The 19,371-nt window shown below is 56.5% G+C and carries 22 protein-coding genes; 7 read left to right on the top strand and 15 right to left on the bottom strand.

From position 1 onward, the window contains the following. Together VGE55_RS02015 and VGE55_RS02010 are read right to left on the bottom strand one after the other, a co-directional pair. Entirely contained in the window at positions 1–429 is a 429-nt protein-coding gene (locus VGE55_RS02015) for a type II toxin-antitoxin system VapC family toxin (protein ID WP_331130043.1), read from the bottom strand. Next, positions 426–620 (bottom strand): type II toxin-antitoxin system VapB family antitoxin, encoded by a 195-nt coding sequence (locus VGE55_RS02010; protein WP_256765360.1) that lies wholly within the window; start codon positions 618–620, stop codon positions 426–428. Before VGE55_RS02010 ends, VGE55_RS02015 begins: the two co-directional genes overlap by 4 nt. 107 nt (positions 621–727) lie before the next feature. On the opposite strand from VGE55_RS02010, the gene VGE55_RS02005 reads away from it, so the two are divergent. Together VGE55_RS02005 and VGE55_RS02000 are read left to right on the top strand one after the other, a co-directional pair. Further along, a complete protein-coding gene (locus VGE55_RS02005; protein ID WP_331130042.1) occupies positions 728–1,369 on the top strand; it encodes a TetR/AcrR family transcriptional regulator in 642 nt (213 codons plus the stop codon). A 96-nt stretch (positions 1,370–1,465) separates the two neighbouring features. Beyond that, positions 1,466–2,641, top strand: a complete 1,176-nt coding sequence (locus VGE55_RS02000) for a hypothetical protein (RefSeq protein ID WP_331130041.1) — start codon at positions 1,466–1,468, stop codon at positions 2,639–2,641. Here the strand turns inward: VGE55_RS02000 and VGE55_RS01995 are convergent. Next, positions 2,628–3,329 carry a DUF599 domain-containing protein gene (locus VGE55_RS01995; protein ID WP_256765357.1) on the bottom strand — a complete coding sequence of 234 codons (702 nt, stop codon included), beginning with the start codon at positions 3,327–3,329 and terminating at the stop codon, positions 2,628–2,630. The two genes, VGE55_RS02000 and VGE55_RS01995, sit on opposite strands and share 14 nt — an antisense overlap. Positions 3,330–3,496: 167 nt before the next feature. Here VGE55_RS01995 and VGE55_RS01990 point away from each other — a divergent pair, with 167 nt between their 5' ends. The 3 genes from VGE55_RS01990 to VGE55_RS01980 all read left to right on the top strand — a co-directional run bounded on the left by VGE55_RS01990 (position 3,497) and on the right by VGE55_RS01980 (position 5,488). Then, the gene (locus tag VGE55_RS01990; RefSeq protein ID WP_331130040.1) at positions 3,497–3,946 is read left to right on the top strand and encodes an NlpC/P60 family protein; all 450 of its coding nucleotides are present in this window, start codon (positions 3,497–3,499) and stop codon (positions 3,944–3,946) included. A 345-nt stretch (positions 3,947–4,291) separates the two neighbouring features. Next, positions 4,292–4,870, top strand: a complete 579-nt coding sequence (locus VGE55_RS01985) for a hypothetical protein (protein ID WP_256765355.1) — start codon at positions 4,292–4,294, stop codon at positions 4,868–4,870. A 12-nt stretch (positions 4,871–4,882) separates the two neighbouring features. Next, complete coding sequence (locus tag VGE55_RS01980) at positions 4,883–5,488, top strand: hypothetical protein (protein WP_331130039.1); 606 nt, start codon at positions 4,883–4,885, stop codon at positions 5,486–5,488. A gap of 73 nt (positions 5,489–5,561) precedes the next feature. Here the strand turns inward: VGE55_RS01980 and flgL are convergent, their stop codons facing one another. The 11 genes from flgL to VGE55_RS01925 all read right to left on the bottom strand — a co-directional run bounded on the left by flgL (position 5,562) and on the right by VGE55_RS01925 (position 15,925). After that, the gene (gene flgL, locus VGE55_RS01975; RefSeq protein WP_331130038.1) at positions 5,562–6,509 is read right to left on the bottom strand and encodes a flagellar hook-associated protein FlgL; all 948 of its coding nucleotides are present in this window, start codon (positions 6,507–6,509) and stop codon (positions 5,562–5,564) included. A gap of 14 nt (positions 6,510–6,523) precedes the next feature. Beyond that, the gene (gene flgK / locus VGE55_RS01970; RefSeq protein ID WP_331130037.1) at positions 6,524–8,260 is read right to left on the bottom strand and encodes a flagellar hook-associated protein FlgK; all 1,737 of its coding nucleotides are present in this window, start codon (positions 8,258–8,260) and stop codon (positions 6,524–6,526) included. Positions 8,261–8,276: 16 nt separating this feature from the next. After that, positions 8,277–8,627 (bottom strand): rod-binding protein, encoded by a 351-nt coding sequence (locus tag VGE55_RS01965; protein ID WP_256765351.1) that lies wholly within the window; start codon positions 8,625–8,627, stop codon positions 8,277–8,279. Beyond that, a complete protein-coding gene (locus tag VGE55_RS01960; RefSeq protein ID WP_331130036.1) occupies positions 8,627–9,751 on the bottom strand; it encodes a flagellar basal body P-ring protein FlgI in 1,125 nt (374 codons plus the stop codon). The genes VGE55_RS01965 and VGE55_RS01960 overlap by 1 nt, the downstream gene beginning before the upstream one ends. A gap of 12 nt (positions 9,752–9,763) precedes the next feature. Further along, the gene (locus VGE55_RS01955) at positions 9,764–10,504 is read right to left on the bottom strand and encodes a flagellar basal body L-ring protein FlgH (RefSeq protein WP_331130035.1); all 741 of its coding nucleotides are present in this window, start codon (positions 10,502–10,504) and stop codon (positions 9,764–9,766) included. An 18-nt stretch (positions 10,505–10,522) separates the two neighbouring features. Then, positions 10,523–11,305, bottom strand: coding sequence for a flagellar basal-body rod protein FlgG (gene flgG, locus VGE55_RS01950; RefSeq protein WP_256765348.1), 783 nt, complete (start codon positions 11,303–11,305; stop codon positions 10,523–10,525). Between the two features lie 27 nt (positions 11,306–11,332). After that, a complete protein-coding gene (locus VGE55_RS01945; RefSeq protein WP_256765347.1) occupies positions 11,333–12,094 on the bottom strand; it encodes a flagellar basal body rod protein FlgF in 762 nt (253 codons plus the stop codon). Continuing rightward, on the bottom strand, positions 12,094–12,771 hold the full coding sequence (locus tag VGE55_RS01940) for a flagellar hook assembly protein FlgD (protein WP_331130034.1): 678 nt from the start codon (positions 12,769–12,771) through the stop codon (positions 12,094–12,096). Before VGE55_RS01940 ends, VGE55_RS01945 begins: the two co-directional genes overlap by 1 nt. Before the next feature lie 83 nt (positions 12,772–12,854). After that, entirely contained in the window at positions 12,855–13,280 is a 426-nt protein-coding gene (flgC, locus tag VGE55_RS01935; protein ID WP_256765345.1) for a flagellar basal body rod protein FlgC, read from the bottom strand. 37 nt (positions 13,281–13,317) lie between these two features. Beyond that, complete coding sequence (gene flgB, locus VGE55_RS01930) at positions 13,318–13,734, bottom strand: flagellar basal body rod protein FlgB (RefSeq protein ID WP_256765344.1); 417 nt, start codon at positions 13,732–13,734, stop codon at positions 13,318–13,320. Continuing rightward, positions 13,724–15,925, bottom strand: coding sequence for a hypothetical protein (locus VGE55_RS01925; protein WP_331130033.1), 2,202 nt, complete (start codon positions 15,923–15,925; stop codon positions 13,724–13,726). The genes flgB and VGE55_RS01925 overlap by 11 nt, the downstream gene beginning before the upstream one ends. A gap of 135 nt (positions 15,926–16,060) precedes the next feature. Here VGE55_RS01925 and VGE55_RS01920 point away from each other — a divergent pair, with 135 nt between their 5' ends. Next, positions 16,061–16,564, top strand: a complete 504-nt coding sequence (locus tag VGE55_RS01920; RefSeq protein WP_256765342.1) for a hypothetical protein — start codon at positions 16,061–16,063, stop codon at positions 16,562–16,564. Between the two features lie 257 nt (positions 16,565–16,821). Next, positions 16,822–17,076 carry a hypothetical protein gene (locus VGE55_RS01915; protein ID WP_256765340.1) on the top strand — a complete coding sequence of 85 codons (255 nt, stop codon included), beginning with the start codon at positions 16,822–16,824 and terminating at the stop codon, positions 17,074–17,076. Between the two features lies 1 nt (position 17,077). Here VGE55_RS01915 and VGE55_RS01910 read toward each other — a convergent pair whose 3' ends face one another. After that, entirely contained in the window at positions 17,078–19,210 is a 2,133-nt protein-coding gene (locus VGE55_RS01910) for a S8 family serine peptidase (protein WP_331130032.1), read from the bottom strand. Between the last annotated feature and the right edge of the window lie 161 nt (positions 19,211–19,371).

Below are 19,371 nucleotides of genomic sequence, written 5' to 3'. Positions count from 1 at the left end.
TCAGGTGTCCGAGCCGGCAGCACCATAATCGGCTTGGGTATCGTGCATGAAAAAGCGGTCCTGAATGGGTGCATGCACACCGAGGTTCTTGCACACGCGCAGCAATTGCCAATCCCGGGTCCACAGGGTGGCACCAGGGCTTAGCAACACCGATGCCAACAAATGCACATCCACGTAACCCAAACCCAGGCCATGCAAACCGCGCAGGGTGATCAGGCGCCAAACCTCTTCCGGCGACGCCTGCACCACAGGCTCCAGGTCACTGAGCAGCTTGAGCACATCATCCCGCTGCGTGAGGTTGGCCAAGGCCAGTTCACCCAGCACACAGGGGTGCATCAACACACACCCCTCGTTGAGCAAGCGGACCAACTGCGGCTCACGGTGAATAAGGTGCCCCACCCACACCGAGGTATCCACCAGCACCTTCATGGCTGCATCTGCCGGCGGGGTACCGCTTGAAGGCCGGGCTGCGTGCCCCCCAGCAGGGCCAGGCGACGGGCGCTCTCACGCTGAATCAGTGCACGAAGTGCCTCGCGCAGCAACTCGGTACGCTCGGTGGTGCCGGTGAGTTCCTCGGCTTTGCTCAACAACGTGTCGTCCAGGTTTACGGTGGTTCTCACAATGGGGTCCAGTGCATCAAAAAGCTCATCAGTTGATGCTAGGCGCAGCAACACCCGTTGATCAACGCGCGGCTCCGTTCTGCCTCACACGGGTTACACTTCTGGCCATGAACCATTCCACGCCACAGACCATGTCCACACGCGACGACGGCGCGACCGCCCATCCATCAACCATGCGAAAAGCCACGCTGGAGCGGATTGAAAAATCGGTGCTGGAGTTGTTTACATCGGCTGATTTCAACTCGGTGGCATTGATTGACGTGGCGCGCATGGCCAATGTGTCGCTACAAACCATTTACAAATATTTCGGCAGCAAAGAACAACTGGTGGCCTACGTGCTGGACAGCGCGTTAAGCCGCCTGGCCGACCGAATGATTGATCACCTGGAAGGCATTGAGGACATCCGCGAGCGATTGCGAAAAACCTTGTGGGTGATGCTGGATTATTTTGACCGACACCCCAAGGTGATCGTGATGATGACACAGTCGATTCCGGCGCACCGCTACCGGGATCTGCCTGTGTATGAAAGCCCCCAGCTGATGGCGGCTTTTCTGGGTCTGCTCAAGGACGGACAGCACCGCGGGGTGCTGAACAACCAGGTGTCCAGCAAAGTACTGCTGGATGTGTTCATGGGCATTTTTGGCCGTGTGGTGCAAATGCATTTTTTGCGGCGGGAACCCAACCCGCTGCTGGAACAGTTCGAGAGCCTGTTTGCCATGGTGTGGGGGGCATTGAAAAACCCGGCTTGAGAATGGAACCGCTGGCTGTCAAATCACCACCCAAATGGACGATGTGTTCAACAACGTTCGACCAGACCGTCCATTTCAAACGCTGCGGGTGTATGCATGTCTTCCCTTCCCCACATTGGCCACACCCCCCTGCCAACAGCCCGGGGGCCAGTCCACAACCCACCGCCGACCGTGGCACCTGGGCCGCACCCAACACTGCAAACCCACCTGGCAGCCATGGTGGACTATGCAGATCGACACCTGCCCATGGGAAAAGCCCGATCCGACTGCCTGGAAGCGCTCCGTCGGTATGGGCAACGGCATGCGCGCCGGGGTGATGAACACCCGCCATCGCCCATTGAAGCCACTGCACAGAATGCCTTGGGCGAATTTGTTGAGGCACTGGGCAATCCAGACCTGGGCCAGCACCACAAAACCAGCGCGCTGCTCAACTTGGCACAGGGGCTGGGCGTTTGCAAGGAAGGGGAATGCCTGAACATCCTGGAAAGCACACGAATGCTCAAGGGCAGCGCGGCCGGTTTGAAGATGCGGTGGCAGCAGGCTGTTCATCAATTGGTCGAGCAACAATTGCTTGCTTTGGTTCGACATGAAGGCAGCATTCACCGAAGCGCCAGCCTTGCCAAACAACTCGAAATTCACGATGTTCAAACCCTGAAAAACCACCTGGCGGCTGAATGGGGGCTTCCTGTTCACCAAGACCGACATGCCTCTGCAGCGTTCTGCCAACAGGCTGGCAACATGGCGCGTGCATTGCTCCAACGCACTGTCACGCCACAGGCGGTGGCACGTAACCTGAGTGAACAGTTGGTGGCCATCTTGACCACCGCGCTGGGCAGTGAGCTGCACACAGGCATCCCCAGCAGCGCCCTGAAAGGCGACACGGTGCAACGCCTGCTGCAAACCGAATTTGGTGATGATGTGGACCTGCACGCCCTGCTGGAATTCAATGACGACTACAGCACCGTGCGGTTGAAACCCGATGCGCAAATCGAAGCACACCTTCTGGAACTGGGCAAACAACAAGAACTGCTGGCCAGCCTGCCTGGGCAAGACGGCACACAGCCGCCGGTCGCACTGACGTTTGACGAGGCCCTGCAGCACGTCGAACACTTGCGGGGGGAATGGCCCACCCCAGCACAGCGGTATTCAGCGGCGCTTTACAGCCTAGGCAAGCATTGGGGTCTGCCCCCGCTTGTGGCGGCCACAGCCAACCCAGCGGACGACCCCATGAAGCGGCACCACCGTGACCGTGCCCGGCTTACTTGGACATGATTTTCAGGGCTTCAGAGTAAAAGTCCCGGTGAACCAGAATCAGCACCACCAAGCTGCTGAATGCAATCAACATCACTGGGTTGATCATCCAGGTCACGGAGGCAATGCCGAAATAATAACTGCGCAAGCCGCGGTTGAAATCATCGCCCGCCAGGCTGTTGATTCGCGCCATGCGCTCCACATGCGCATCAATGTCGGGATCGTCCTTGGCATTTTCCGGTGTTGCGCCCACCAGGATGGTGAGCAAGTTGAACTGCCGCAAGCTCCAGGTGAATTTGAAGTAAGCCACCACAAACACGGTCAACACCAACAGCACCTTGATTTCCATCAACCCACGCGGCACGTCGCGACTAAAGGGCAAATCGGATGCGATGTTGACCAGTTGATCCAGCGTACCCAGCAACGCAAACAAACCCGCAATGATGTAGATGGTGGTGTTGGCGTAAAAGGTCACGCTGTTGACCAGGTTGCCAATCAGCGCTGTATCACCGACCCGGTTGGTCCGTTTGATCAACTCTGCAGCCCAGGCCTGGCGATATTCGTGCGTGGTGCGGCTTAAGCCTTTTCGACCAAACCGTTTGGAGCCCTCCAGCAGGTAACCGTAACCACGAAAACACACTAGAAAAAACACCAAAGAAAACCAATCCAGTGGCGTTAGAAGTGAAAGTGATGCATGAACTGTTGGCATGAATGAAGCATGGGTTGGTGATGAAAAGATTGTGACACAGGTGGAAAAGTTACGAATTGTTGATCCCGATATGGCGTGTTAAGTTTTGCGCCATCACGTGCAGTTTGGGGTGATCAACCGACGGGAGAAGAGCAGAAATGCCAAGACAGGTGGGGTTGAGAAAATGGGTGCACGCATGGAGCTGCGCTGCGCTGCTGCTGGTGGCCCACGGGCTGTTGCCGAGCAAAGCCATGGCCAATGATGGCAATCCAAACGTGGAAGAAGCCATCCTTGAGCATTACGACGAATGGCGCGGCACACGGCACAAATTGGGCGGAACCAGCCATGCCGGTGTGGACTGCTCCAGTTTCATCCAGAAGCTGTACGAGAAACATTTCGGGATAGAGCTGCCCCGAAGTTCGCGCGAGCAAATGCAACTGGGCACCACGGTCGACAAATCAAATCTGCGCACTGGTGACCTGCTGTTTTTCCGCACGGGCCCCACCCTGAAGCATGTGGCGGTGTACATCGGCAACAACCGCTTTTTGCATGTGTCCACTCGACGCGGTGTCATGCTGAGCGACCTGGATGAAAGCTATTGGCGCAAGCGGTTCCTCAAAGCCCAGCGGCTCATGTGATGAGCCGCAAATTTCTTAAAACATACCATCGGTGATTTACCGACACCCCTTGAGCCCCCCATCTTTTAGGGGGTTTGAGATTTGTTCATTCTGACAACAACTTACAAGGCTGTAAGCGGCAAAACGGTCTTTCACCGTTCGAAACCGGTCGATCTCAAAACCACCATTTTTAACAATGTGTCTACATTTGACACAATTTGACACTTCAAACATTAGAAAGCGTCGCAAAATAAATCACTAAATGCCTGTAATAGTGCGGATTTTAAGTTTTGAGCAGGTGCTCTATTCTTGATTTGTACAGGTTGCCAATCGACCTGAAACATATTCCAAGAAGAGCGTGTGCCCATGAGCATCACTTCCACAAGTTGCAGAGAAAGCCAACGGGTGTATGAGCTGAACGCAGCCTACATTCAATTGATCCAACATTTGCAATGGAACAAGCAGGTCGACGAACTGGCCGAAACGTTGCACATGGATGCAGACCTGCTGGCTGGCCTTGCACAAGCCGATGAGCCCGGCATCCAGGACTTGCTCAACGGCCGCACCACCACCTTGTTTTCACTGGAAGTGTCAGCCACTGAATTGACGGATCTGCTGGCCGAACAGGCCGAGCGCAAGGTGTCGGTGCTGGGCAGTTTGTTCACAGCCAATTCACTGATGCTGGAGGTGGCCGCCACCCCATCCCGCGCATTCATCAAGTGGGTGCTGCAGGAAATCCAAAGCTGGTCGACCTTTAGTACCACCACAAACTACCGGTTCAATTGTTCGCAGTCGGTGGTGGAACAAATTGCACGACTCGACGCCGCTAGTGTGCTCAAGCTGGCCAAATCCGCAGCCACATGCACAAAGCCACGTTTCACAGCGGCCCATTTGCAAGTGCTGGGCAAAACAGGCCTGGTGCCTGTTGGCTTGTTGTTTGATTGAAGGAAACGACCCATGCAGGAATTCGCCAGCGTTGCCAATCACTTCTTCTGCCAAAAGGTAACCGACCAGTGGATTATTGATCGGCTGTTTGGCCACGATTTGCGCCAGGTGGAAGTACGTCAGGCTGTTCACACATTCTTGAACGGGCGGGAGAACAAAGAAATTCAGCAGTACATCAACAAGTTCAAGAACCCGAACCGAAAGGGTTCTGGCGGTACATACTGCCAAAACCCGATGCGGAACAACCGGGACTTGGCGTTGATTTACACCGTGCTGTGTAAACAGATCGTCAAACTGGAAACCTGCTATCGGCAGCAAATTCAACCGGAGAGCCCACTGGCGCAACACCAGCGCCTCATGCTGATGGCAACCCTGCGGGTGTGGGACAGCTTCAAGAATCAAGAATTGGTCACCAAGAAAAAAATTCGCCTCATTGATTTGGTCGCTGTCATGAGTTACTACCTGCACAACGACTGGCAACTGGCACAGTGCAACTACTGCAACAGCATTGGTAGTCGAATGGATGGTATTCAGACTCCTTGCACGGTTTGCGCTGTTCGGCAGGAAAAGAAAGCGAGCCTTCGCTTGGCACAGGCCCGGGAGTCGGTGCGCATTTAATGACTTTGGGAATGAGCAAGCATGAGAACTTGCAGGGAATGATTGACGGGCTCACAGTGTGAGCCCGATTTTTTTATGCAATGAAATTAAAGAGCGACAGCTTGGCGATGTTGGAATAGGACAACTGAAAAGCCTGCGCCTGCGACTGCCCTTGCACCAATTTGGAAATGGCATCCGCCACATCGGTGTCGACAGCGTCTTTTTTCATTTGGGCGTAGGTGGACTGGTCTGATGAATTGATGGCCTCATTCGCATCCAATGTGGCCAGTCGAATCCCAACCGCGGTTCGGGAATTCTGAACCTTGTCGAATACCGCATCCAGCTGGCTGGCCACTGGGGCCAATTGCGCGGCACTGGCGTTGTTGTTCAACAAGTTGATGGCGTCGTCCAGCAGCGAAAACACATTGACCTCGGGTGTGGCAGTCAGCGCATCGGCGTCTGACAACACCACGGCCTCGCGGGCGGTCAGGCCCAAATTGACAAAAATGCCGTTGCCCACTTCCACGGTTAAACCAGCACTGCCCGCACTGGCAGCCACCTCACCCTGGTACACCGGAAAGGTCGGGCCTGGGCTTTGAACTGCAAACGTTTGCTGATCCTCGGACTTTCCTGAAAACAAATACCGGCCTGATAGGTCCTTCTGATTGAAGGTTTGCAGCAGATCGTCACGCAGGGATTGCACGGTGATGGCGATGGTTTTTTTATCGGCCGCGCTCAAGGTGCCGTTGGCCGCTTGAATCATGCGCTCTTTGACATCCACCAGGTTGTCTGAGGCGCGGGAGAGCCCGGTTTCGATTTGCTCGAGCTGTGTGCGTGCAAACACAATGTTGCGGTTGTATTGAGCTGCGCGGTCGATGCCCCGCTGCGCCTGAATGCCCTGGAACAGTCGGGTTGGGTCGTCCGATGGACGGTCCACCGACACCCCGGAGGCAATTTGCTGCTGTAGTTCAACCAACTGGGCTTGCACATCGGTCAGCTTGCCCACATTGCCTTGGAAATATTGAAGTGACGATACACGCATCATGGCTCCAGTGCTTAGCGGACAGCGGTCAGAAGGTCGTCGAACAGCTCTTTGGACAAGCTGATGATTTTGGCGTTGGCACTGTAGGCCTGCTGATACTGAATCAGCTTGGCAGCCTCTTCATCCAGGTTGACGCCAGACTGTGCAGATTGCTCGGCATTCAGGGATTCCAACACCCCCAGGCTGGTCTTGGCGGAGTTGTCAGCCACGCGCACATCGTTGCCCACGGTGGTGAGCAGGCGGCTGAATGTGTCGCGCACGGAAATGCCGCTGCTGCCTGCACGCTGGAACAGGGTGGCCTGGTCGAGCACGCGGGTCATTTTCAACACCTGCGTGTTGTCGCCCACCGAGGCACTGGGTGCACGGGTGGCCACCTGGTCGGTGCCCAGGTTTTCCAGTCGGAGATTCAGTGCAGCCTTGGCTGTCAGCTTCACCTGAAAACTGTCGCCCGGCACAAATGCGCCGCCCGAGATCGAGAATGTGAATGCATCGGGCACTTGGTAGTTGCCGCCCCCCAGGTCGGTTGCAACCTGACCGGCCGACTTGGACCCCAAGGGGCGATAGCGCACCTCGGGTGTGCCCGCATTGTTCAAGACGAACACCTCGTACTCGTTGGACTGCAACGTGCTGGTGTTGACTGTGCCCACCGCCAGGCGTGTGTTGGCATCGCTGTTGAATGCATTGGCCACCACCCGGGAAAAGCCATTGTCCAGGGGGTCGCTGGTGTTTTTCGCAAACGAGAGCAGCGGCTTGCCAGGCACATTGGCAGCGGGCGGGCCTGGATCATCCACCAGCTCAACGCCACCGGCCTGGATGGCATTGACCTGATCATGAATGCTCAATGCCATCAAACCCAGGGTGTTTTGATACTGATTGATCGCCGTATCCCGAAACTCCAGCAAAGCAGACAGTTCGCCACGGCCGAGGTTTTTGTTGGCAAAGCGAATGGGGGCGCCACCGGTTTCAGGGTCGCGCGCAATCACGGTGGTTTCGGGGTCGCTGGCATCAGACAGGGCCAGCAATGAATATGCTTTGTCGAATGTAACCAGCGGTTGACCCTGGCGCATCAGGATATTCAATTCCCCACGCTCGCCTTCAATCACCTGAACATCGACTTTCTCGGACAGTTGCAAAATCAAATCCTCCCGCTGATCCAGCAGGTTCAGCGGAACCCCTTTCCCGTCACCCGTCAGGTATGACTTCGCAATCGACTTGTTGAGGTCTGCAATATTGCCGGTGAGGTCGTTGATCTGGTTGACCGTGAATTGAATCTGTTCGGTGTTGTCTCGCCGGATGGCATCAAACCGGCCACTGACGCTGTTGAACTGCTCGACCAGAAACTGTGTGCTGGACAAGAACTGTTGACGGGAGGGATTGTCCGCAGGTCGCAGGCTTAGGTCCTGCGCGGCATTGGTGAATGCCGTCATGGCATCGGCCAAGGCGTTGTTGCCATCGGCAAAAATTTCATCCACACGCGACAACTGACCTTTCAACGTCGATGCATAGTGTGACTCGGAACCTGTTTTCAAAATCTGGTTGTACAGGAACTGGTTGGTCACCCGGTCAACCCCAGTGCTTTGCACACCCTGACCCACATAACCGCCCAGCAAGAACTGACTCAGGCCTGAAGCCTGTTTCAAGACTTGCCGCTTGTAGGCCGGGTTGTTGGCGTTGGCCACGTTGCTGGACGTCACCGAGAGCGCATCCCGCGACGTGAGCAAACCTGACAAACCCACCGATAATATGCTCATGCGCTGTGTTCCAGTGTTATTGCGAATCAGGTGGATCTACGGTTTTCGGGGCACTGAACTGTAGAATCATCTGCTCGATTTGCTGCGCAAACCCCAGGCCCTTGCCCGCCAAACTGTGGGCAATTTGCTGATTGAACATGCCCTGGTAACTCTTCATCGCATCGGAAGAAAACAAGCCGTCTTCAGTGCCCTCGCCAGCTTTGGCGGCTTTCAGCAACTCCGACAACAACAGCGCTTCAAATTCCTGTGCGGCTGCCTTGGCGGCCTGGCGCTGCTGATCGGGTGTTCCGGTGCTCAGGCGCTTGAGTTGCGACAGGCCCTGTGAATCCCAGTACGCTGTGTTGTTGCCCACATCACCGCTGGCCATCAAATCACCTCGATTTCCGCGCGAATGCTGCCGGAACGTTCAATGGCCTGGAGGATGGAAATCAGGTCATCCACGGTGGCGTTCATTTTGTTCAAACTCGTCACCAAATCATTGAGGTTGTCCGCCGCTTCCAGCTTCATGACCTGGCCACCTGTGCGCGTGATGTTGATGTCGGTTCGGTTTGCAACAATGGTTTGACCATTGCTGAAGGGGCCAGGCTGGCTGATGAGCGGTGTCTGGGTAATTTCAACCGTGAGGCTGCCATGGGCCACCACCACTGGCGACAGTTTCACCGATTGGTTCATGGCCACTGCGCCTGTCTTTGAATCGACCACCACGCGGGCAGCAGGGCCAGTCGGTTCAATGGGCATGGCCTGAATGGACGCAATAAAAGCCACCCGCTCATTGGGTCGAATCGGTGCCTTGATGGAGATGGTTCGGGCGTCCATCGGTTGGGCGGTGTATTCACCAAACTTGGCGTTGATGTTCTCGGAAATGCTGTAGGCATCGCCAAAGTCGCTGCGCAACAATTCCAGCCGAATGACTTTGGGGTCATCGCCGTTGTTGTCCACCGCTTGCTCAACAATGGCGCCGTTGGGAATACGGCCATTGCTGAGCTGATTGATTTTTTTCAAATTGCCGTTGGCCTCAGCGCCAGCCCCGCCCACCACCACCTGCCCTTGTGCCAGGGCGTACACATTGCCATCCACGCCCTTCAACGGTGTAATCAACAACGTGCCACCGCGGATGGAGCGAGCATTGCCGATGCTGGAGACCGTGACATCAATGGTTTGCCCAGGTGCCATGAATGGGGGCAGGATGGCGGTGACCATAACACTGGCCACGTTACGGGTTTCCAGCCGAACGCCGTCGGGCAATGCAATGCCTTGGCGAGCCAGCATGGTTGCGGTGCTTTGAGAGGTGAAGGGCGTTTGCGTGGTTCGGTCACCCGTGCCATCCAAACCCACCACCAGGCCGTATCCGAAAATCTGGTTGGGACGAACGCCAGCGATGCTGGTGAGGTCTTTGATGCGCACGCGCTGTTGCTGGGCCTGAACCCCTTGCGCCAAGAGCGAGAGGGCGGCGACGGTCAAACACAGCAAACGGTTGCGCAGGGTCATCATGACAGGGGTCCACTAAAACGGTAAAACACTGAGAAACACGCGGGACAAAAAGCCCATCATCTGCACATCGTCGATGGTGCCGGAGCCCACCACTTCAATGCGTGCATCGGCCACATTGGTCGATACCACGCGGCTGCCAGGCTTCAAGGTGAAGGGGTCAACCACGCCATAAAACCGAAGGGTTTCAACCTGACGATTCACGCCCAATTGTTTTTCACCCGCCACGCGCAGGTAACCATTGGGCAACACCTCAATGACTCGGGTGGTGATGGTGCCATTCAATGCGTTGGTGGCCGAGGTGCGGCCATCGCCGGAAAAGTCCTTGCTGCCCGATGCACTGCCGTTCAGACCGTTAAAGCCCCCAATGCTGGGCACGTTCACGCTGGCTGAATCGCTGCGTTTGGCTGAGGTTGTTTTGGCCTGGAGGGCGGAGGTGCTTTCCTGAACATCGATCACCACCACATCGCCAACGTACTTGGCTTTGTTGTCTTCATACAAAGACCGGTAGCCTGAACTGGAATAGATGGCGCCTGATTTGGGTGGAATGCGCATGCCGGCCATGTCTTCAAACAAGGCCTGCTGGCGGGCTTTCTCGGCCTGCCAGTCTTTGGGGTCGGCTCGCCCCTGCGCACCCATGGTGCTAACCCCGGCCTCGGGCGGAAAATCCACACGCGGTTCAAATCCAGCACATGCGGTGAGCAACAGCAACAGCCACGGTGAACAGTGCCAGGGTTTGCGAAACAGCGCGTGCATGGTCAGTGCTCCAGCGGCTTACAGTTGGCCCAGGCGTTGCAGCATCTGGTCCGATGCGGTCACAGCCTTGGAATTGATTTCGTAAGCACGTTGCGTGGAAATCAAGCCCACCAACTCTTCGACCACATTGACGTTGGAGGTTTCGACATACAACTGTTGCAAGCGGCCTGCACCATTGACACCGGGCTCCAGTTCCTGAGGTTCACCAGAGGCTTCTGTTTGCAAATACAGGTTACCGCCGATGGAATTCAAACCAGCCGGATTGATGAAGGTGGCCAGGTTGAGGCGGCCCAATTCCTGAAGTTGAACCTGGCCGGCCAGGCGAGCCGACACCTGCCCATCGGCCGCGATGGTGATTTGCTCGGTTTCCGGCGGCACTGTGATGGGGCCTGACACGGGAAAACCAGCGGTGGTCACCAACACCCCTTCTGCATTGAGCTGAAAGCTGCCGTCGCGAGTGTAGGCGATGGTGCCGTCGGGTTGCTCCACCTGGAAAAAACCGGCGCCATTGATGGCCACATCCAGCGGGTTGCCCGTTTGTTGCAAATTGCCTTGACTGAAATTTCGCACGGCAGCCACGGTGCGAACACCGGTGCCCACCTGCAGCCCGGTGGGAGCCTTGGTTTGGTCGGTGGTGGGTGCACCCGGCTCACGCAGGTTCTGGTACAGCAAGTCCTCAAACACCGCGCGGGACCGTTTGAAGCCGTTGGTGGAGGTGTTGGCCAGGTTGTTGGAAATCACATCCAGCTGGGTTTGCTGGGCCTCCAGGCCGGTTTTGGCAATGTACAGGGATCGAAGCATGGCAAGTCCTCGCCGGGTTGATTCGCTTTAGTTGAACTGCAAAAGGCTGTCGGCCTTTTGATCGCTTTCCTTGGTCATGCTGACGGTTTTCATGCTGACGTCGAATGTGCGCTGGGCTGCAATCATTTCGACAATGGCCTCCGCTGGATTGACGTTGCTGCCTTCCAGATAACCAGCCCTCAGGCGCACGTTTTGAGCCTGCTCGGGCGCCACTGCACCGGCCTTGGGCTGAAAGTAACCGTCGGGCGCGCGTTCCAGTGTATTGGCTTCCGGATTGACCAATCGCAGTTGACCAATGTCCTGCAAAGCCACATTGTTGCCGTTGCCATTGCGAACAGACACCAGGCCGGTGTCGCTGATTTGCACCCGTGCACCTTCTGGAATTTCCAGCGCGCCGCCCTCGCCCAACACGGGCAGGCCATCGGTGTTTACCAAGACGCCTGCATTGTTCACCACCAGGGAGCCGGCACGGGTATAGCCTTCTGCACCATTGGCCCGCTGCACCACCAGCCAGCCTGGTGTGCTGACTGCAATGTCCAAGTCCCGTCCGGTTTGTTGCATCACACCCGGTCGGGCGTCGTAACCGGTCACGGTTTCTGTGGCGAAGGTCCGGGTGTCCAGCCGCGCTTCACCACTGGGTGTGAGGGCGACCAGCGGCGTGCTGCGCAAGGCCACCACCTGGGCCCGAAAGCCACTGGTGTTCACGTTGGCCAAATTGTTGGCGATGTTTTCCTGCCGTGACATGGCCGCTGCGGCTGCATTGGCTGCCAAAAAACCCACTTTGTCCATCAGAACACCTTCACAATGTCACTCATCTTGATCGAGCCGCCGCGGGCGGTGCCAATGGAAAATCCGGATGCGCCGTTGTTGTCAACGCTTTGAATGACGTCATAGCTGTAGGTGGACAGGGCGGTCATGCTGTCACCGCTCACACCCTGCACATCGAAGGTGTAGTTGCCGGCGGGCAGTTTGGTCCCATTGTCGTCTTTGCCATCCCAGGTGAATTCACCCATGCCACGGGCGGTTCTGCCCAAGTCGAGGTTGCGCACCACTTGGCCGGCGCCATTTTTGATGCTGACCACGGTACGGTCATACGCGCCATCCACCCGGAACTGGCCCGCTGTGGGCTGGTCTGAATAGGTCAGGCGATTGCCTTGCACCAACACCAGTTTGTCCACCAGGGCCACCGCCTGCGAGAACTGGCCCGCAGCGATGATTTCACCGAGACCTTCCATGGTTTTGTTCAAATTCTGAATGCCCGACACGGTGTTGAGCTGGGCCATCTGGCTGGTGACTTGCGCATTGTCCATGGGTGCCAGTGGGTCTTGGTTGCGCAACTGGGCCACCAACAATTCCAGAAAGCGGGTCTGGATGGCTTCAACATCTTCGGGTTTGCCCAACAAGCCGGCCGTGTTGTTGGCCTTCTGTGCCGAGCGTGCTGCGGTGGAATCAACGGATGCAACCATGTCCAACTCCTGTGTGGGTTGATACCATCATGGCAAATCGGGCGCAGGGGATGAGAAATGAAATCGGTGATTTCAAACCGATTTCAGTTGTTCCCCAGGTTGAGGGTCTTGATCATGAGGTTCTTGGTGGTGTTCATCACTTCGGCATTGGTTTGGTATGAACGCGATGCCTCCACCATGTCCACCATTTCCTGGGCGGGGTTGATGTCGGGCATGTACACATAGCCTTGGGCATCGGCCAACTGGTGCTGTGGGTTGTAGATTTTTTTCGGATCAATCTTGTCGTTCAGCACTTCCTTGGCGCGCACCTGCACCGCGGCGTTGGCTTTGTTCATGCCGCGTTTTTTCTCCAGCACCGCTTCAAACACCACGCGCTTGGCTTTGTAAGTGTCGTCCTGTGTGGCTGACACGGTGCCCGCGTTGGCCATGTTACTGGCAGTGGCGTTCAAGCGCTGGCTTTGTGCGCGCATGGCCGATGCGGCCACTTTGAAAGAATCAAACAAAGACATGGTTCACCTCACTGTGTTCAAACAGCTGTCGATTGGATCAATTGCCCGTGATGGCACTGCGCATGGTTCGAACAAGGCCAGACAAAGACTGGCTTGCCGCCTCGTACTTCACGGTGTTTTCTGAAAACGCGGCGCGCTCAATGTCCATGTCCACCGTGTTGTTGTCCAGGGACTTCTTTTCCACTTCACGGAATTTCAGCAGCAAGTCGCTGCCATTGACGCCCTTGCCTTTTTTAACCAGGTGCGCGGGGTGTGTGGCGGCGGTGTTGATGGTGGAACCGGATTTCCCCCCTGTTTTGGCTTGGCGCAGGGCTTGAGAAAAATCAAAGTCCACAGACTTGTAATTGGGTGTGTCGGCGTTGGCCATGTTGCCCGCAATCACCTCCTGCCGCGTGGCGCGCAGTTTCAGCGCATCAGCATACGTGCCCATGGCTTCGCGAATTTTATCGACCATGAAGAGCCTCCACATTGGCCAGTTTGATTTGACTCAGTTCAATCAGGTGGGCAATGTCGTCCCGCCACACGCCCACGTTTTGCAGTGTGCTTTTCAATCCGGCGAATGACTCCACCAATTGAACTTCCTGGTGTGCAGACAGATAGGCACCGTCGGCCGGCGTGGCCTTGGTGTGCCGGTCCCACGCCACGCGATAGGAACCCAGGTTGTGACTGGGGTTGGGGTTGTGCTTCAGGGCTTCATCGCTGAGCACTTGTTCATAAGCCTTGAGCGAACCGAGTGAGCGGTCCATGGCCAGTTGGTCGGCCTTGCTGGCAAATTGCTGTGGGGCGTCGAAATAATCGCCACAGCGCATCAACACATCCAGCAGGGCTAGCGTGCCCAGCAAGCCCTCGTGGTGCCGCGGCCCTTGCGCAAACACCGCCAGGAAATGCAGCAGCAACAGGTCCATGGGCTGCTCTTCCAGAATGACATCATTCCAGCCCACCACATGCCCCTGCCCCAAGGCCTGCCACAGCGGAATGCTGGCACCCCAGGTTCCACCGGGGCGCACCGGGCACTGCAAAAACTCATAAAACGATGCAGCGGGCAAAAAGCCATGGCACTGGTAAAACCGCATGTTGAAGGCGGTGTTCTGACGCAAACCAGTGTCGCCACCTTCGTATTCCTTGATCAGCTCCTGCGACACAACACGGGCTTGCTTCAACAGTTTTTTGTGCATCATGGAATAACGACTCACCACTTCACCCACCCAGCTTTCAATCAATGTGGCGTGGGACAAGTTCGTGGTGAAGACCCGTTCAAACCATGCTGAAAACGGCTCTTGCGCAATGTGCCGTTTGGTGAGCGGGTGAATACGGCTCATGAAGAGTTCTGCATCTTCATGGGGTGCAACCAGTTGGCGTGGGCGAAACAGGTGAATGGCGGTGGCGCTGAGGTAACCCTGGCTTTCGGTGGGCTTGAACAGGGTGTGATTGCGATGGGCTGGCAAACCGGACTGCCCGAGAAACAACTCATGCTCCAGGGTTTCCTGGGTGTCGAGCCGAACAAAATCGGGTTGAATGACCAGGGACCGGTTGCGGCCCATTTGCCCCATCAGCTTCCAGGAATTGAGCATGGAACCCACGGTGACATTGCGGCCCAACAAGGGCAGCATTTTCAAGGCATCGCGGGTGCGGCGTGAAATTTCGGTGGGCTCAAAGCGCTTTTCCTGCTGGTACAACGGCGGAAATTCACGCTCCAGCGACTCCACCCAGTCTTCGAATTCCTGCTCATTGAACAGGGCCGAGCGGGTGTGACTCACCAGCTCGGTGCTGGCTTGCACCTGAAAGTCCAGCACCTGAGTACTGGGGTCAAACACCGAGGGCTTTAATTGGGTTTGCTGTTGCTTTTCGGCCAGCACGCGGGACCGAAATGCCTGCACCTGAAACTCATCGAGAAAGAATGTGGCCAGGTCAAGCTGCGCCCGCGATTGCAATTCCAGGTGAGCGGGTGTGGCCATGAATTGCGCCAAAGGCGCTTGGGCCACGTCGACTGCTTTTTTGCGCACGGGCGGCGCCTTGGGCACCACGGGGTCTGGCTGTGCTGGTGGCTTTGCAACCACCTCGGTTGCCTTGGGTTTTCGGGGCGCGCGCTTGGGTTTGCCTGCGGCAGCCAGTACATTGGCCTGGGTGCGGGCGCGCTGCTTGATGATTTCCAGGGCGTGCAAGTCAGCAGCCAGGCCACGCAGCGGCTGCGGCTGCGGCGCGGGGTTGGCTGGCACCGAGGTGGCCGGTAATTGTCCCAGCTTCAATTCCACAATCGGCTTGATTTGCTTTTTACTCTCCACCTCGGAATCCAGGTCTTCCCAGGTGTCGGGCAGCTCTCCAGGCTTGCGTTCAAGACCATAGGGCTTAAGCGAGATGCTGGCGGATGCTGCATGGCTGGACAGTTTTTTTTCGATTTGCGCAATGAACTCCGCGCGGTTGACCATGCTGCGGGCGCGGTTGCCGATGCTCACACTACTGGCCTCGCTGGCGGCTTCGGTGCTTTGCCCCAGCGCAAACGGATTGGGCAACTCCGGTGGCATGGGGGCCTGCATCAGGGGGTCTGCATCGCCAGGCGCAGCCAAGCCCATGCCCTGGTCAGCCTGCTGCTGACGGGCCGTTAGCATCTTCGACAAGCGCTTGGACAATAGCTCCCGACTTCCCATGTGCCCTTCCTTCACCCGATATCGGCCCATTCAGGCTGATTTCAATTCTTGTGCAATGTGAAGTTCAGCGTAAAGTGTTTGAGAAGAAATGACACAAACGAAATCCCCGAAAAACAGGGCATTTGAATGTCGAGCATGAACACACTGAGCACCTTTGGTACACCGGAATCCAATGAACAGTTGGCCGCGGATCAACGCATCTCGGGCTTGCGGTCCAGGTACCGGTATTTCGATGAATTCAATGAACGGGACCAGACCAAGCTGTTTCAGGTGATGGGGTTGCTCGGCTTTTTCCGCCGCAAAGGTTTACCCGAGCTGGGGTTTGAATCGGCCATGGTGATGCTGCTGGTGGCACAACGGCAGTCGGAAGGGAAAACAACCACCCATGCCCAATGGCAAACCATTTTGGGCTTGAAAGGCGATGCAGCCGCGCGGGTTGCCCTTGAACTGGGCTTTGCCATGAAGCCGGTGCGCAGCGGCAAAAACGCCGACCGCGGCGACACCCATGCCCTCACCATTCCAGCGCATGGCTTGCTGCAATTGCTGGGCAGCGGCGACGAACACACCGAACTTCAACTGACCGCCAGCGGAAAAAAAGTCATCGAGGATTTAACCCGACTGTCGGTATTCAAAGACTAAACCTTGGGCGAAGGCAAGGGTTTCGGCGGCTGAGCCTAGCCTGTGTTGGGCGTGCAACTCGGCCAACAGGCGTTGTGTTTTGCCCGCCTGTAACCCTTGGGGGTTCCATCGGTGTATTCGATGGCCACCACACCCAAGTACTGAACGCTTTTAACCCATGCGCAATGCGGACAATCGCCTTGCTGCACCAAACTTTACGGATTGTTGTGTGCGCTGGATTGGCATACAACGAGGTTGTTTGAACCCCGTTACCACCCATGCTGACTTACCTATTAAGGGTGCGATTGAAAGGCGACACCCAGCAGATCCGCCCCCTGGACCCTGCCTACACACTGGAAATTGAACAGGCAGGCGATGCCGACTCGGGCATGGCCCGGGTAACGTGCCGGGTGCTGGAACGCACCCTGTTGTCGGCCATGGCCAAGGTGAAAGACGACCTGCGGCTTCAACTGCCAGGCATGCAATTGGTGGAATTTGAAAGCTGCAAGCGGGAGTACCCGCCGTTGCGGTGAGTCAACATCCAGAACAAGGCGATGAGCGCCCAACACGGGCGCGCCGAACACCCCACAGCCCCAACAGCAACACCAAGCACTCAGCAAACCTCAAAGCACCACCACCGCCACCACCCGATGAAGAGGGTGCAGGGGCTGCTGCCTGGCTACCACTGGGCTGTAGCGTTGGGTCACTCACGGCGATGTTTCGCGTGTTTGGGTCCAGCGTGATATTGGACACAAAAGTGGACTGTCCTGCTGCTGCAGGTTGATAGTTTTGGCTTTGAACGGCCCGGTCAGCCTGGAACCGCAACGTGTAGGCACCTGGCACCGACACGGTGACCAAAAAGGACTTGCTGTCGGGGCTGTAAGACACTGCGTACGTATTGGCAGCCACAGCACTGTCATTGGCTGTCATTTGAACAGACAATGGGTCGACATTGTCCACTGTACCGGTGAACTGAACACTGCGTGATTCTGGTGGGTTTTGCCCACCAGCCTCTGACCCTGCATCGGGCGCTGTCACCGAGGGTTGATCCGGTTCAACCGTTGAAGGCGGCGGTGGCGCATTCGATGAGCCAGGCGACGGGGCAGCAGGTGCAGCTTGAGCCAGCAAATCCTCACCGGTCACTGTCTTCAAAAACTCCACGGTGTTCAAAATGGTGCCACAGGGGCGCATGTTGTTGCTGGGTTGGGTGTTGGCACCACAAAAATCACGCTGATCTTGGTATTCGTACCCCGTGCTCTTCAAGGCATTGATGATGGCTTGTCGATTGCTCATGCTTTGTAACAAGCCAATTTTGACGGCACTGGCCAACACGGCAGACACCAGCGGTGTTGAAAAACTGGTACCGGTCGCGTAGGAAAAACCACTGCTGTTGGCATTGATGCTGGGGTCGGTCACTGGCAGCAGGTTTGCGCGCGCACCTTCGCCGCCCAATGTGGCAGTGATCAACGCCGGACTCACGTTGCTGTAGGTGGCGCTGCCATAGCTGGTGGTGGCTGCGCCGACGGAAATAACACCATTGCAATTGGCTGGCGAGCTGGGCACCCTGGTTGAGCCGTATAAACCATCGTTCCCGGCGGCTGCCACAATCAGCGCTTGGGTGTTGTTGTTCACAAAGTCGATGGCGGCTTGTTCAAACTGGGTACAGGTGCCCTGACCGCCGAGTGAGAGGTTGATGACATCGGCTGGTTTGGCATTGGCTGGCAACACCGGAAAAAAATCGTGTTGTGTGTCTTGCCGGTCTTCCTGAACAAATCGCTCATACAAATCGACGGACCACACCAAGCCCAGCATCACCGCGAGGCTGTTGCCACCGGTGTCAGACAGCACCCGGATTTGGGACACCTTGAAATCGGGGTTGATACCGGCAACACCCACCGTGTTTCGACTGGCGTTGATGAGCGATTGCACCTTGCTGCCATGGTAGAACGGCTCGATGCCATTGGGTCCTGAGTTGGCGGGCTCCATCGCATTCGGAAACAAGGCGGCGTTGTAATTCAAGCGCCCAGCCTGCGTGTCCAGTGGCACCCCCTCTACAAAGTTGGCCTGTACGTCGAACTGGCCCGCCAAATCGCCATTGGCCACCACACCGGAATCCAACACCGCCACGCGTACGCTGCGGTCTGTTTGTTTGGCAGTGCGTTCCATCACACGAACAAACTGGCTGTTGTACACGTTGCTGGTGGATTCGCTGGCGCCGGTGTACAACGCAAACTGGGGTGTGTAACCCGGGTCGCTGAACTGGTGCAGGCTGTACCGGCGGTTCTCAGAAACGGACACCACACCCGGCATGTTGCGCAGGCGTTCCACCGCCGACTGTAACTCGGCCCGCGTATTCACAGTTGGCAATTGAACCAACCAAAACCGTTGCAAAAGCCGACCACCCACAACGGCTTGAAGCCGAAGTGTGTCCAACAACTGCTCGACGTTGGCGCGCACCACGCTGGCTTGTGCTGTTGCACCGGCCACGGGTGCCATCTCAACGAATACGACACGTTCATCGGCTGTCAGGCTTTCCGGTTGAGGCACTGCAAGGGAGGTACCACCCGATTTTTTTTGGAATGCCGTGGTTGAACCAACAGCCACTTGAACAACCAGAATTGCAGACAGTACGGCCACTGCAAATTTACCGCGTGAAAGGTGAATCATTGTTGACGAATTGTTGTGATTTTTTGGGCCACAAATTCTGTGGGGCTTATTCATTCACCAAAATGCCAGAAACAGTTGCACCATCACATGTTCGATTCTGGCAATGTGTTGATGACTTACTCTCCAAAGCGTTTGAATCGCAGTGCGTGCAACGCCTTTTT

This window comes from Limnobacter sp., from assembly GCF_036405155.1.
Taxonomy (GTDB): domain Bacteria; phylum Pseudomonadota; class Gammaproteobacteria; order Burkholderiales; family Burkholderiaceae_B; genus Limnobacter.
The sequence above is the reverse complement of the archived record's forward strand: the minus strand, read 5'-3'. Positions and strand labels throughout refer to the sequence as shown.